The following is a 14040-nucleotide window of genomic DNA, read 5'->3' as shown; positions in this document are numbered from 1 at the left end:
TTATGCGGTTCCGGCACGGGGTTGGGGGCCCTTGGGGGGGTGGGGGTTGGGGGGGGGGGGGGGGGGGTGGGTGGCCCCGCACCGCCCTCGACAGGTGGTCCCAGTGCGCCGGCAGCGGACCGGCGCCTCGGTTGCTCGCGCCGGCAGCACAACCGACGCGTCGGTTGCTCCCGCCGGCAGCGGAGCGGAGCGTCGGCTACTGCGGCCAGGCGGCGTCGATGTCGGCGGCGGTCTTCTGGATCGACTGCCCCTCGGCGAACCACGCGGTCAGCGACTTCCACTCCTGTCCGGCGCCCACGGCGGCCGGCATCAGGTCGGAGCCGTCGAAGCGGAAGGTCGCCGACGGGTCGGTCAGCGCCTCGGCCGACAGCTTGTCGATCGGGTCGGTGTAGAGGCCCTTGTCCACGCCCTGGTTGGCCGAGACCCAGCCGCTCGCGGTCTTCACCCGGCTGCTCGCCCAGGCGGAGCTGGACAGGTAGTTCTGCACCGCCTGCACCTCGGGCCGGCCGGAGAAGGCCGCCAGGAACTCGCCGCCGCCCTCGACCGGATTGGCGATCGACGGGTTCACCGCGGGCAGGTGGAAGGCGAAGACGTCCCCGTCCGGGCCGACCTTGGTGCCCTTGGGCCACTGCGCCTCGTAGAAGGAGGCCTGCTGGAGCAGCATGCACTTGCCGCTCAGGATCGGGGTGCCCGCGTCCTGGAAGGTGGTGGTGGCGATCGACTTCACGTCACCGAAGCCCGCGTTGACCCAGGCCGGGTTCTGCATCCAGTCGGCGACCGTCTTCATCGCGGTGGTGATCTTCGGGTCGGAGAACTTCACCTGGTGGCCGACCCACTGGTCGTACACCTCGCCGCCGTACGAGCCGAGCACCACCTCCTCCAGCCAGTCGGTGGCCGGCCAGCCGGTGGCCGTTCCGGAGGCGATGCCGCCGCACCACGGCTTGGCGCCGCCCGCCTTGGCGATCCGGTCGCTGAGCGCCATCAGGTCGGCCCAGGTCTTGGGCGCCTCGTAGCCGGCCGCCTTGAAGGCCTTCGGCGAGTACCAGACCAGGGACTTCATGTTGGCGCTCATCGGGGCCGCGTAGAACGTGCCGTTGACCGATCCGTAGGTCTTCCAGATCGGGCTCCACTTGTCCTGGTTGGCGACGGTCTGGGCGGGCGGCTTCACCACCTTGCCGCTCTTCACCATCTGCGCCAGCAGACCCGGCTGCGGGATGATCGCGAAGTCCGGGGCGTTGCCCCCGGAAACCCGGACCGGCAGCTGGGACTCGAAGTCGTTCGAGCCCTCGTAACTGATCTTGATCCCGGTGCACTTGCTGAACTCGGCCCAGGACTTCTCCAGGTTGTCCGACTCCGGGCTCAGGATCGAGGCGAACATCGTCACCGTGGTACCCGCGTGTCCGGCGTACGGCTGGTACGCGGCGCAGTCACCGGACAGCGACGCGGCCGATCCGCCCCCGCCGCCGCCCGAACCGCCGGAGCTGTTGGAACAGGCCGCGGTCAGCGCCAGCGCCGCCACCAGGGCGGCCGCGGCGACCGGACGACGGCGGTAACCCGGGTGCTGCGCGGTCGGGTTGAGGGTCAATGCGGTTCTCCTCGCCAGGGCGTGCTGCCGACGGTGGGCTGAACGACATCGCGCTGTACCGGAGATGGGCCAGGGGGTCACGGACGGGGGATCACGGACGGGGATCACGAACGGGGATCGCGGACGGGGATCGCGGACGGGATCACGGGCGAGCCGCGTCCGGACTGATCGAAGACGTTAACGCAGCCGCCGCCCCTCGCCAAGGTCCACGTTCGACCTTCACAAGCCGGTGTCCCGACCGTGACCCGCGACCAGGCGGTTCCCGGACCGCCACCGCCAGAAGTCGAAGGCCCCGACCGGAAATCCGGACGGGGCCGATGACATGACGATGCATCAGGTCAGAACAGCCGGATCGGCAGCTCCCGCAGGCTGTTCACCACCAGCGAGGGGCTCGGCCGCAGCTCGGCGTCCGGCACCGCGAGCGACAGCCCCGGGAAGCGCTCGAACAGCGCGGGCAGCGCGATCCCCGCCTCCAGCCGGGCCAGCGGGGAGCCCGGGCAGACGTGCGGGCCGTGCCCGAAGGACAGGTGGCGGGCCGGGTCCCGGGTGAGGTCGAAGACCTCGGCCGTCACCCCGTGCTGGAGCGGGTCGCGGCCGATCGCGTTGTACGAGACCAGCACCGGCTCACCCGCCGGGATCACCACCTCGCCCACCGGGATGTCCTGCGCGGCGAAACGGAACAGGAAGTTGCTGGTCGGCGGCGTCCAGCGGAGCGACTCCTCCACCACCGCGTCCCAGGACACCCGGCCCGAGCGCACCAGCTCCAACTGGTCCGGGTGGGTCAGCAGCGCCCGCACCGCGTTGCCGATCAGGTTCACCGTGGTCTCGTGGCCGGCCGCGATGATCACCCGCAGGGTGGCCGCAGCCTCCGCGTCGGTCAGCGCCCCGCCCTCGGTGTCGGCCGCCAGCAGCACGCTCGCCAGGTCCTCGCCGGGAGCCGAACGACGCTGCGCCACCAGGCCGTTGACGAAGGCGTTCAGTGCGGCGACGGTCGCCTGGATGCCCTCCGGGTTCGGCTTGATGCCGAAGAACCGCTCGTACAGGTCGCGCAGCAGGCCGTGGTCCGACTCGGGAACGCCCAGCAGCGAGCAGATCACCGTCATCGGCAGCGGGAAGGCGAAGGCCGTCTTCAGGTCCACCACCGGCTCGCCCGCCGCCAGGGCGTCCAGCAGCGCGTGGGTGATCTCCTCGACGCGCGGACGCATCAGCTCCACCCGGCGCGGGGTGAAGGCCTGCGCGACCAGCGCCCGCAGCCGGCGGTGCTCGGCGCCGTCCGTGGTCACCATGCTCGGGCCGGGCACCGCCAGACCGATCAGCGGCCAGGTCTTCGGCACCTCGCCGCGCTGGTACGCCGCCCAGTGCGCGGCGTCCTTCACCAGCCGGGCGTCGGTCAGCAGGTCGCGCGCGGCGGCGTGCCGCGTCACCGCCCAGGCGGCGACCCCACCGGGCAGCTCGACCGGCACCGCCGGACCGGCGGCCCGCAGCAGCGCACCCTCGGCCGCGTTGTCACGGGCCAGCGGGTCGAGGACGATTCGGGCCGGGGCAGCGGTCATCGACAACTCTCTTTCGAACGGCGGGTGTTGAATGATCAGGCCGGGTGGCCCGGGGTGAACGAGACCGGCAGCGCCACCAGCCCCCGCACCCAGGCCGACGGCCGCCACACCAGCGCGTGCTCGGCCACCGCCAGCCGAAGGTCCGGCAGCCGGTCGAGCAGCACCTCGATCGCGGTGGTGGCGATCACCTCGGCCGCCTCCTGCGCCGGGAACGGGCAGCCGTGCTCGCCGTACGAGTAGCTCATGTGCGCCCGGTTCCCCTCCGCCGCGCGGCCGTCCGCCTGCCGGACCGCCGGATCGGCGTTGGCCCCGGCGAAGCCCAGCAGGACCATGTCCCCCTCGGCGATCCGCTGGCCGCCCAGCTGGGTGTCACGGACCGCCCAGCGGCCGGCGAAGATCTGGGTCGGGGTGTCCTCCCAGAGCGCCTCGTTCAACGCCTGGCTGATGCTGCGCCGGCCGCCGGCCAGCGAGGCGGCGAACCGCTCGTCGGTGAGCATCAGCCGCAGCGCGTTGGAGATCCAGTACGAGCTCGGCTGGTGGCCGGCGATCAGCAGCACCCGCAGGTCGCGCATCACCTCGTCGTGGGTCAGCCCGGCCGGGTGCGCCAGCATCCGCGAGGCGACATCGGCGCCCGGGTACTCCGCCTTCTCCTCGACCAGCGCGAGCATCAGCTCCAACAGCCGCTGGGCGCCGGCCGGCGCGTCCGGGCCGCCGTCCAGCATCGCCAGCAGCGCCGCGATCAGCTGCGGCGCCTGCTCCTCGTCCAGGCCGAGCACCCGGCACAGCACCAGCAGCGGCATCCGGTGCGCGTACTCGGCGACCAGATCGGCCTCGCCGCGCCCGGCGAACTCGTCGATCAGCCGGTCGGCGATCTCCTCGGCGTGCTTGCGCAGCTCGTACGGGTCGATCCCGGCCAGCGCGTCGGTGACCGCGCGCGAACGCCGGACGTGCTCCTCGCCCTCGGCGTAGAGGATCGACGGCACGGGCGCCATCATCGGCTTCAGCGGCCAGTCGGCGGGCAGCGTCTCCCAGGCGTGCCAGCGGCTGGAGTCACGGCCGAACAGCTGCGGCCGGCCGGTCACCTGCTGGAGCTCGCGGTAGCCGATGACCAGCCAGGCGGGCACGCCGCCGGCCAGCTCGACCGGGGCGACCGGGCCGTGCGCGGCGCGCAGCTCGCGGTAGAGCTGGGACGGGTCGGTCTGGAAGCGCGGCCCGTACAGCGGCGTGGCGCCGGCGTGCGCCGGGCAGCCCGGGGGCGGGGTGGCGGCGGGCTCGGTCACGGGGTGCTCTCCTCGTAGATCACGGTGCGGGACCCTGCCTGGGCGGGCTCCTCGGCCCCGGCGGCAACGGCCCGGGTGGTAACGGCCGGAGCGGCATCGCGCCCGGCGGCAACGGCCCCGGCGGCATCGACCCCGGCGGCAACGGCCGGAGCGGCCCCGCCGGTCAGGGCCTCCTCGTCGGCCCCGGCCAGGGCGGCCAGGTGGTGGACCAGGGCGATCAGCACCTGCTTGCCGGACTCGCGGTCGCGCGCGTCGCAGTCCACCAGCGGTACCCCGGCCGGCAGGTCCAGCGCCTCACGGACCTGCTCCAGGGTGTGGCCGGGCTCGCCGAAGTTGTTGCGGGCCACGATGAACGGCGTGCCGTGGTGCTCCAGTCGGTCGATCGCGTACCAGGAGTCCTCCAGCCGCCGGGTGTCCACCAGGACGACCGCGCCCAGGGCGCCGCTGAACAGCCGGTCCCAGAGGAACCAGAAGCGCTCCTGGCCGGGCGCGCCGAACAGGTACAGCACCTGGCGCTCGGAGAGGGTGATCCGGCCGAAGTCGAAGGCGACCGTGGTGGAGCGCTTGCCCCAGGCGCCGGCCGGGTCGATGCCCTCGCCCGCCCTGGTCATCACCTCTTCGGTGTTCAGCGGGCGGATCTCGCTGACCGAGCCGACCAGGGTGGTCTTGCCCACCCCGAAGCCGCCGACCACGACGATCTTCAGCGCGTTGTCGGCCGTCGCCCGCAGCGGGGTGCGCGCGCCGGCGGGCCGGACGCCGGCAGCGGCAGCGGCAGCGGCACCCGCGTCGGCGTCGGCGTCAACATCGGCGTCCCACGCATCAGAGCCGTTGGAGGCCATGCAGCACCTGCTTCAGCGTGTCGAGGTCGGGCAGCCGGGCCTTGTTCGTCGCGAACCGGGGGTGGCGGGCGGTGACCGCCCCGGACTCCAGCAGGTCGCCGAGCAGGATCTTCACCACCGAGACGGGCAGCGCCAGCTCCGCCGCCAACTCCACGACGGCGGTCGGGGCCTCGCACATCCGCAGGATCCGGGCGTGCTCCGACTGCATCCCCGGCGCCGGCTGCCGCTCGGCGACGATCAGGGTGACCAGGTCGAAGGCGTTCTCCGGCGCCCGGCTGCGGCCCCGGGTGATGGTGTAGAGGCGGTCCGGGTCGTCGTCACGGCCCGGCAGCACCGGCCCGGCAGTCATATGCCGGCGCTCTCTCGCGCGGCGGCCTCGCCCTCCGCCTCCCGGGCGGGCGCGCTGAGGTGGACCCCGATCTGCTCGATCAGGCCGTGCATGTTGTGGCCGACCACGCCGACGTCCGCGTCGTCGTCCGTGACCACCGCGAGGTGCGCGCCCTCACCGGCCGCCACGATGCACAGGATGCCGCCGTGGAACTCGGTCATCGACTGCCGTACGCCGCCGCTGCCGTCGCCGAACTCGATGGAGGCGCCGTGCGCCAGGCTCTGCAGGCCGGAGGCGATGGCGGCCAGCTGGTCGGCCTGGTCGGTGCTCAGTCCGGCGGTGTGGCAGAGCTTGAGGCCGTCGGCGGAGAGGACCAGGGCGTGCCGGGTGCCGGGGGTCGCCGCCAGCAGGTTCTCCAACAGCCAGTCGAGGTCGCGGTCGGTGGCACTGCTCATCAGGTGTCCTTCTCGGTGACGGGGGAAGCGTCGGGCATGGTGTCGGGATCCGTGGTCGGCGCCCCGGCGGGGGGCTGCTCGGCCCCCGCGGGACGGGCGGCGGCCCGGCGGAACGCGCCGAACCGGGCGGCCGCGCCGACCGCGTCGGTGCTCACGGCCTTCGCGGTCCGGGCCGTCGCGGGGGCGCCGGTCGCCAGCGTCTGTCCGCGCCGGCGCTGCGGCAGGCCGCTGTCGGTCATCCGGGCGGGCGCGGCCGGCAGGGCGGGCGCGGTGGACGTCTGCGTCCCGGTGGCGGTCGGCGCCCCGGCCGGGGTCCGCTGCGCGGAGGGCGCCGGAGGCAGGGAGGCGGGCACCGGAGGCAGGGAGACGGGTGCGGGACGCGCCGAGGTGAGCGCGGGGCGCGCGGTCTCCACGGGCGGCGTCTGCGCCGGGACGGACGCCTGGACGGGCGCCGGGGCGGCCGTCGGCACCGGGTGCGTGACGAGCCGCGGCGGGATCAGCATCACCACGCCGGTGCCACCGCGCGCCGAAGGCCGGAAGGAGATCTGCAGCCCGTGCTTGCGCGCCAGCACGCCGACCACCGCGAGCCCCAGCCGGGTACCGGCGGAGAGCGTGGTGAGGTCCAGCGGCTCGGCGCAGACGGCACGCTCGGCCCGGCGCAGCCAGCTGTCGCTCAGCCCCAGCCCGCTGTCCTCGACGGTGACCACCAGCCCGGCCGGCACCTCCTCGACGTAGACGTGCACCTCGGCCGGCGGGGCGGAGAAGTTGGTGGCGTTGTCCAGCAGTTCGGCCAGCGCGTGCATCACGCCCTCGGCCGCGTACCCGGCGACCGCGGCGGTGCTGGCGTTGTGCAGCCGCACCCGCTGGTAGGCGCCGATCCGGCCGAGCGCGCCGCGCAGCACCGACTCCACCGCGATCGGCTTGGCCCAGCGGCGGCCCGAGCGGGCGCCGGTGAGCACCGCGATGCTGTCGGCCATCCGGCCCGCCTGGGCGGTCGAGTGGTCCAGGCTCAGCAGGTCGCCGAGGACCTCCTCGTCGTGCCGGTGCTGCATCTCGCGCAGTTCGGCGTGCATGCTCGTGGCCAGCGCCTGGACCCGCCCGGCGGCGGTCGCGCAGACGGCCAGGGCGGCGGCCCGCAGCCGCTCGCCGCGGCCGATCTCCTCGCCGACGGCGCGCAGCAGCGCGTACTGGGGGTGCTTGCGGTGGGCGGCCAGCGCGCTGTCCACCGCGGCGCCGGCCCGCAGCTTCGCCACCACCTCGGGCAGCACCCCCTCGACGATCCGGGCCAGCTCGGCGCGTTCCGACTCGGCCCGGGCCCGCTCCGTCTGCGCCCCGGCCCGCTCGGCGTCGAGTTCGGCCCGCAGCCGGGCCAGTTCGGTGTGGGCGGCGGTGACGTCCGCCTCGGCGCGGGACTGCTCGGCGCGGGCGGCGTCCCGCTCGGCGAGCGCGGCGGCGGCGCGGTCGGCGGCGGCCGTCTCGGCCTGCCGGGCCGTGCCCGCGGCGACCAGCGCGGCCCGGGTCTCCTCGTGCTGAGCGGCCAGCTCCTCGGTCAGCCCGCGGGCGCGCTCCGCACCGGTCGAGGCGAGGCCGACGGCGATCAGCCAGAGCACCGTGACGGCGACCACCGCGAGGGCGGTGAGCGGCTGGTGCGCGCCGAACGCCCGGACGACGCCGACCGGTGCGGCGACCAGCGCCAGCAGCACGGCGGCCGCGGTCAGGGCGACGGTGCGCGGCGCGGGCCGTCGGCGCGATCGGCCGTCGGGGCTGGTGGCTTCTCTCATCGGTGCGGTCCTCGGCAACGTCGGCGGGCGGCGGCGCGGGCGGCGGGTCGGCGACGGTCGCGGCCGCCGACAGCTGGGTCGGGCGCATACCGGACCGCCCGGCGACGTCATGAAACGTCTCCGGGCGTCTGATCGGTTCACGCTTTCGGCCGATCATATCGATTCAGACATAGGCCTCAAGTGGCCAGTTGACGGCCAATCTCCTGCTTTCACACCGTCCACACCACACTGCGACACCACCGACGCCCACCCGCGTGCCACGGTTCACGCCCCGGGGGCCGGCCCCTGTCGGCCGCCGCCGAACTCAGCGGCCGCCGAACCGCCGTTCCAGCGCCTCCTCGAAGGTCCCCCGGCCCACCGCCCGGTCCGGCGTCAGGTTGCCGCCCGCCCGAAACCCGCGGCCGGCCGCACCCGGCACGCGCAGCGTCAGCAGCAACCGGCGCCTGCCCGCCGCCCGCAGGTAGGCCTCGGCCAGCTCCCGGTACGAACGCACCTGCGGGCCGCCCACCTCCGGCGAGAAGCCGGCCGGCTCCTCCCCCACCAGGTCCGCGACCGCCGCCGCCACCTCCCGCACGTCCACCGGCTGGCACGCCGTCCCGCTCAGCACCGGGAAGACCGGCAGCCTCACGGAGGCGTCGAAGAACCTCAGCACCAGGTCGTGGAACTGCGTCGCCCGCAGCACCGTCCAGCCCAGCCCCGACTCCCGCACCACCCGCTCACAGGCGAGCTTCGTGTTGTAGTACGCGATCGGCACCCGGTCGATCCCGACGATCGACACGTACACCAGGTGCCGCACCCCGGCCTCCCGGGCCCGCGCCACCAGCGTCCGGACCCCGGCCAGGTCCTCCTTCTTCTGCGTGGTCGCACAGTCCACCACCACCTCGACCCCGGCCATCGCCTCCGCGATCCCGGCGCCGCTCACCAGGTCGCCCACCACCCACTCGACCCCGTCGCCCCCGGCCCGCGCCCGCCGGCTCAGCCCCCGCACCGCCACCCCGCGCGCCACCAGCAGCCGCACCACCTCCCGCCCGAGCGTCCCCGTCGCCCCGGTCACCAGCACCGTTCCCATCACCGCACCACTCCTTCTCGGCAGAACCCGTCACCCCCTGTGGACCGGACACCACCCCCGAACGTGACATCGGCATTCCCGGGAACACGAAAAAGGCGGGGCGAGGACCGTGAAGTCCTCGCCCCGCCTCAGGTTTTCACCTCATCGGGTGAAAACCGGGGTCGAGCGTGATCAGCTGCAGCCGCTGGTGGAGCCGCAGCCCTCGCAGAGGTAGCAGCTGCCGGCGCGGCGCATCTTGGTGCCGCAGGAGAAGCAGAGCGGGGCGTCGGCGTTGAGGCCGAGCTGGATCTCCATCAGCTCCGTGGAGTTGTGGGCCTGCTTCGGGGCCGTCCTGGGCGCCTCGACGGCCGGGGCCGGGACCACGGCCGGCCTGGCGGCGACCGGGGCGGACTGGGCGAGCGACTCGGTGTCGAGCTCCTCGGCCTCCAGCGGCTCGTACGAGCCCGTCTCCAGGTGGCGCTGGCGCTCCTCGACGGAGTGGATGCCGAGCGCCGAGCGGGTCTCGAACGGCAGGAAGTCGAGTGCCAGGCGGCGGAAGATGTAGTCGACGATCGACTGCGCCATCCGCACGTCCGGGTCGTCGGTCAGGCCGGCCGGCTCGAAGCGCATGTTGGTGAACTTCGAGACGTAGGTCTCCAGCGGCACGCCGTACTGGAGGCCGACCGAGACGGCGATGGAGAAGGCGTCCATCATGCCCGCGAGGGTCGAGCCCTGCTTGGACATCTTCAGGAAGACCTCGCCCAGACCGTCGTCCGGGTAGGAGTTGGCGGTCATGTAGCCCTCGGCGCCACCGACCGTGAAGGAGGTGGTGATGCCCGGGCGGCCCTTGGGCAGACGCTTGCGGACCGGGCGGTACTCGACCACCTTCTCGACCGCGGCGGCCGGGGCAGCCGCCTCGGGCTTGGACTCGGAGTCCTTCTTCTTGGCCGAGAGCGGCTGGCCGACCTTGCAGTTATCGCGATAGATGGCGAGTGCCTTGACACCCATCTTCCACGCCTCGAAGTAGATCTCCTCGATCTCCTCGACGGTGGCGGACTCGGGCATGTTCACGGTCTTGGAGATGGCACCGGAGATCCAGGGCTGGATCGCGGCCATCATCCGCACGTGCCCCATGGCCGAGATGACACGCTCGCCCATCGCGCAGTCGAACACCTCGTAGTGCTCGGCCTTCAGGCCGGGCGCGTCCACCACGTTGCCGTGCTCGGCGATGTGGGCGACGACCGCCTCGATCTGCTCGTCCTGGTAGCCGAGGCGCTTGAGGGCGCGCGGGACGGTGCCGTTGACGATCTGCATCGAGCCGCCGCCGACCAGCTTCTTGAACTTGACCAGGGCCAGGTCGGGCTCGACGCCGGTGGTGTCGCAGTCCATCATCAGGCCGATGGTGCCGGTCGGGGCGAGCACCGAGGCCTGGGCGTTGCGGAAGCCGTTCTGCGCACCGACGCGCAGCACGTCCTGCCAGGTCTTGTTGGCGGCCAGCCAGACCGGGGCGTCCAGGTCGTCGTGGGAGACGGCGTCCAGCGAGGCGTCGGCGTGCTGCTTCATGACCTGCTGGTGCGGGGCCGCGTTGCGGGCGTAGCCGTCGTACGGGCCGACCACACCGGCGAGTTCGGCGCCGCGGCGGTAGGCGGTGCCGGTCATCAGCGAGGTGATGGCGCCGGCCAGGGCGCGGCCGCCCTCGCTGTCGTAGGCGTGGCCGGTGGCCATCAGCAGGGCGCCGAGGTTGGCGTAGCCGATGCCGAGCTGGCGGTAGGCGCGGGTGGTCTCGCCGATCTTCTCGGTGGGGAAGTCCGCGAAGCAGATGGAGATGTCCATGGCGGTGATGACCAGCTCGACGACCTTGGAGAAGGTCGCCGCGTCGAACGAGTCGTCGTCGCGCAGGAACTTCATCAGGTTCAGCGAGGCGAGGTTGCAGCTGGAGTTGTCCAGGTGCATGTACTCGGAGCAGGGGTTGGACGCGTTGATGCGGCCGGACTCCGGGCAGGTGTGCCAGTGGTTGATGGTGGTGTCGTACTGGATTCCGGGGTCGGCGCAGGCCCAGGCGGCCTCGGCCATCTTGCGGAACAGCTTCTTCGCGTCGACGGTCTCGATGACCTCGCCGGTCATCCGGGCGCGCAGGCCGAATTCGGTGCCGTTCTCGACGGCGGTCATGAATTCGTCGTTGACGCGGACCGAGTTGTTGGCGTTCTGGTACTGGACGGAGGTGATGTCGTCCCCGCCGAGGTCCATGTCGAAGCCCGCGTCGCGCAGGGCGCGGATCTTCTCCTCCTCCTTCACCTTGGTCTCGATGAAGGCCTCGACGTCCGGGTGGTCCACGTCGAGGACGACCATCTTGGCCGCGCGGCGGGTGGCGCCGCCGGACTTGATGGTGCCGGCCGAGGCGTCGGCGCCGCGCATGAAGGAGACCGGGCCGGAGGCGTTGCCGCCGGAGGAGAGCAGTTCCTTGGAGGAGCGGATCCGGGAGAGGTTGAGGCCGGCGCCGGAGCCGCCCTTGAAGATCATGCCCTCTTCCTTGTACCAGTCGAGGATCGACTCCATGGAGTCGTCGACGGACAGGATGAAGCAGGCGCTGACCTGCTGGGGCTGCTTGGTGCCGACGTTGAACCAGACCGGCGAGTTGAAGCTGAACACCTGGTGGAGGAGGGCGTGCGTCAGCTCGTGCTCGAAGATCTCGGCGTCGTCCTTGGTGGCGAAGTAGCCGTGCTTCTCACCGGCGGCGCGGTAGGTGAGCACCACGCGGTCGATGATCTGCTTCAGGCTCCACTCGCGCTGCGGGGTGCCGACGGCGCCGCGGAAGTACTTGGACGTGACGATGTTGACGGCGTTGACCGACCAGAAGTCGGGGAACTCGACGCCGCGCTGCTCGAAGTTGATCGAGCCGTCGCGCCAGTTGGTCATGACGACGTCACGCCGCTCCCAGCGGACCTCGTCGTACGGGTGCACGCCAGGAGTGGTGTAGATGCGCTCCATCGGGAGGCCGCCCTTCGGCGCCTTGGCGCCCTTGACCGCGGCCTTCTCGGACTTCGACCCGCGCGCCGAACCGCTCGTGGTGTCTGTCACTTCTCGCTCCTCCTCCTGGGCAAACGCCCGAAGTGCCCTGAAAAGTCCGGGCACTGCTGGTTCGTTCTTCCGGTGTGCGGGCAGGCGGAGACCTTGCCTGCTTGCGCACGGTTTGTAGTGTTCTGTGCCCCGTTTTCGGGCACGCGTGGGCCCCGCGGGGCCATGGTGGTGCGACGGGGCCCGCCCGGGGCCCGGTGCCGGCGTCCGCTAGGGCGCGGCGGCGGAGACGGACACGGGGGTGTCGTCCGCCTCGGGGGCGCGGGGCCGTTCGACGCGGAGTTCCGCGATGGCGGCCTCGAAGTCCTCAAGTCCGTCGTACGCCTGGTACACGGAGGCGAAGCGCAGGTAGGCGACCACGTCGAGCTCCTTGAGCGGGCCGAGTATGGCCAGCCCCACGTCGTGGGTGGTCAGCTCGGCGTTGCCGCTGGCGCGCACGCACTCCTCGACCCGCTGCCCGAGCTGGGCCAGCGCGTCCTCGGTGACCGGGCGGCCCTGGCAGGCCTTGCGGACGCCGGTGATGACCTTCTGCCGGGAGAACGGCTCGGTGACGCCGCTGCGCTTGATGACCATCAGCGCGGCCGTCTCCACCGTGGTGAAGCGGCGGCCGCAGTCCGGGCACTGCCGACGGCGGCGGATGCAGCTGCCGTCCTCGGTGGTCCGGCTGTCGACAACACGGCTGTCGGAGTGCCGGCAGAAGGGGCAGTGCACCTCGGGATCCCTCCCTGGCAGAACGTTCGGACCTCTTGAGTCTATGCGATGTGCCCCCGGCCTGGGCAAGCCGATCATGCGGGGTGACCACTAGTACTGGGCACGGATGATGACTGTAGCCACTACATCTAGGAGTCCGGGGGAGGTGAGCACCATGGCGTGTCGATGCCGCGACGGCGCCGATTAGACTGCCGGAGTCGAGTTCTGCTCGAACATTTACTCGATGTACAACAAAGCCTTGATCGAGTCAGTCAACTCCCGAATAATTCACTCGAACGTGTGTTTGGCGCAACCTTTCGATAGGAGGCGCGTTGGGCTGGAAAAGGGGAGAGGACAGCCGTCGAGAGGGGCCGCCGTGAACACGATCGAAAGCAACACCATCCCGGTGCAGGAACACTCCCAGTTCAAGGTGGGGCAGCGCACCACGAATCAACAGGGTCTGGACATCAGCATGGACCGTAGCGAAGACCACCGTCTCCCCGGCGCGGCCCTGTCCGGAACGGCCCGCGTTCCGGACCAGCCGATCGAACACTCCGCCGCCCTGGACGACGGCCATCCCTCCCCCGCCCGCGCGATGCCCGGCCGCCCCCCCGGGATCCGCACCGACGAGGCCGGTCTCACCGAGCGCCAGCGCCGGGTGATCGAGGTCATCCGGGATTCCGTCCAGCGCCGCGGCTACCCGCCGTCCATGCGCGAGATCGGCCAGGCCGTCGGCCTGTCCAGCACCTCCTCGGTGGCCCACCAGCTGATGGCCCTGGAGCGCAAGGGCTTCCTGCGCCGGGACCCGCACCGCCCGCGCGCCTACGAGGTCCGCGGCGTCGAGGTGGCCCGCCCGAACACCGCCGAGACGGCCGGGCGCCCGTCCACCTCCTACGTCCCGCTGGTCGGCAGGATCGCCGCCGGCGGGCCGATCCTGGCCGAGCAGACGGTCGAGGACGTCTTCCCGCTGCCCCGCCAGCTGGTCGGCGAGGGCGAGCTGTTCGCGCTCACCGTGCGCGGCGACTCGATGATCGAGGCCGCCATCTGCGACGGCGACTGGGTCACCGTGCGCCGCCAGCCGGTCGCCGAGAACGGCGACATCGTGGCCGCGATGATCGACGGCGAGGCCACCGTCAAGCGGCTCAAGCGCGAGGACGGCCGGATCTGGCTGATGCCGCACAACTCCGCGTACGAGCCGATCAACGGCGACAACGCGACCATCCTGGGCAAGGTCGTCGCGGTCCTGCGCCGCCTCTGACTCCTGTGCCGCGGCCGACGGCACCGGAAGGGGGTCCACCCCTCGTGCGGGGGGCCCCGCCGGCGTTCCCGGCCCGGGAGCCCCCCGGCCCAGTCTCGTATAAACAAAAGAAGCAGCCCACGATTTTTGGTGTGTAGATATCAGTGTA

General features: G+C 72.3%; 11 protein-coding genes. 1 reads left to right on the top strand and 10 read right to left on the bottom strand.

Going from position 1 to position 14040, the window contains the following annotated elements:
• Positions 1-196 precede the first annotated feature (196 nt).
• The 10 genes from ACFVHV_RS11675 to nrdR form a co-directional block, all read right to left on the bottom strand.
• Positions 197-1585 (bottom strand): ABC transporter substrate-binding protein, encoded by a 1389-nt coding sequence (locus tag ACFVHV_RS11675; protein WP_359907030.1) that lies wholly within the window; start codon positions 1583-1585, stop codon positions 197-199.
• A gap of 338 nt (positions 1586-1923) precedes the next feature.
• Entirely contained in the window at positions 1924-3138 is a 1215-nt protein-coding gene (locus ACFVHV_RS11670; RefSeq protein WP_359907032.1) for a cytochrome P450, read from the bottom strand.
• Positions 3139-3173: 35 nt separating this feature from the next.
• Positions 3174-4418 carry a cytochrome P450 gene (locus tag ACFVHV_RS11665; RefSeq protein ID WP_380350848.1) on the bottom strand — a complete coding sequence of 415 codons (1245 nt, stop codon included), beginning with the start codon at positions 4416-4418 and terminating at the stop codon, positions 3174-3176.
• A complete protein-coding gene (locus ACFVHV_RS11660) occupies positions 4415-5146 on the bottom strand; it encodes an ATP/GTP-binding protein (RefSeq protein ID WP_380350899.1) in 732 nt (243 codons plus the stop codon). Before ACFVHV_RS11660 ends, ACFVHV_RS11665 begins: the two co-directional genes overlap by 4 nt.
• 91 nt (positions 5147-5237) lie before the next feature.
• Positions 5238-5606 carry a DUF742 domain-containing protein gene (locus tag ACFVHV_RS11655; RefSeq protein WP_380350846.1) on the bottom strand — a complete coding sequence of 123 codons (369 nt, stop codon included), beginning with the start codon at positions 5604-5606 and terminating at the stop codon, positions 5238-5240.
• Positions 5603-6040: a roadblock/LC7 domain-containing protein gene (locus ACFVHV_RS11650; protein WP_359907041.1), complete on the bottom strand. Its 438-nt coding sequence runs from the start codon at positions 6038-6040 to the stop codon at positions 5603-5605. Before ACFVHV_RS11650 ends, ACFVHV_RS11655 begins: the two co-directional genes overlap by 4 nt.
• Complete coding sequence (locus tag ACFVHV_RS11645) at positions 6040-7821, bottom strand: ATP-binding protein (protein WP_359907044.1); 1782 nt, start codon at positions 7819-7821, stop codon at positions 6040-6042. The genes ACFVHV_RS11650 and ACFVHV_RS11645 overlap by 1 nt, the downstream gene beginning before the upstream one ends.
• Positions 7822-8125: 304 nt before the next feature.
• The gene (locus ACFVHV_RS11640; RefSeq protein ID WP_380350897.1) at positions 8126-8890 is read right to left on the bottom strand and encodes an SDR family oxidoreductase; all 765 of its coding nucleotides are present in this window, start codon (positions 8888-8890) and stop codon (positions 8126-8128) included.
• Positions 8891-9061: 171 nt separating this feature from the next.
• Positions 9062-11947: a vitamin B12-dependent ribonucleotide reductase gene (locus ACFVHV_RS11635; protein ID WP_380350844.1), complete on the bottom strand. Its 2886-nt coding sequence runs from the start codon at positions 11945-11947 to the stop codon at positions 9062-9064.
• A 207-nt stretch (positions 11948-12154) separates the two neighbouring features.
• Positions 12155-12655 (bottom strand): transcriptional regulator NrdR, encoded by a 501-nt coding sequence (nrdR, locus tag ACFVHV_RS11630; RefSeq protein WP_359907050.1) that lies wholly within the window; start codon positions 12653-12655, stop codon positions 12155-12157.
• Positions 12656-13106: 451 nt separating this feature from the next.
• Between nrdR and lexA the strand changes: the two genes are divergently transcribed.
• Positions 13107-13892: a transcriptional repressor LexA gene (lexA, locus tag ACFVHV_RS11625; protein WP_380350895.1), complete on the top strand. Its 786-nt coding sequence runs from the start codon at positions 13107-13109 to the stop codon at positions 13890-13892.
• The last annotated feature ends 148 nt before the right edge of the window (positions 13893-14040 follow it).

Origin of the sequence: Kitasatospora sp. NPDC127116, assembly GCF_042677365.1 — a bacterium.
Taxonomy (GTDB): Bacteria; Actinomycetota; Actinomycetes; order Streptomycetales; family Streptomycetaceae; genus Kitasatospora; species Kitasatospora lactacystinica.
This window is presented reverse-complemented; position numbering and strand designations above follow the sequence as displayed.

Coding starts and splice junctions, on each gene's coding strand:
- ACFVHV_RS11670 (WP_359907032.1), bottom strand. CDS start 3,138: ATGACCGCTGCCCCGGCCCGAATCGTCCTCGACCCGCTGGCCCGTGAC.
- ACFVHV_RS11655 (WP_380350846.1), bottom strand. CDS start 5,606: ATGACTGCCGGGCCGGTGCTGCCGGGCCGTGACGACGACCCGGACCGC.
- ACFVHV_RS11650 (WP_359907041.1), bottom strand. CDS start 6,040: ATGAGCAGTGCCACCGACCGCGACCTCGACTGGCTGTTGGAGAACCTG.
- ACFVHV_RS11645 (WP_359907044.1), bottom strand. CDS start 7,821: ATGAGAGAAGCCACCAGCCCCGACGGCCGATCGCGCCGACGGCCCGCG.
- ACFVHV_RS11640 (WP_380350897.1), bottom strand. CDS start 8,890: ATGGGAACGGTGCTGGTGACCGGGGCGACGGGGACGCTCGGGCGGGAG.
- lexA (WP_380350895.1), top strand. CDS start 13,107: ATGGACCGTAGCGAAGACCACCGTCTCCCCGGCGCGGCCCTGTCCGGA.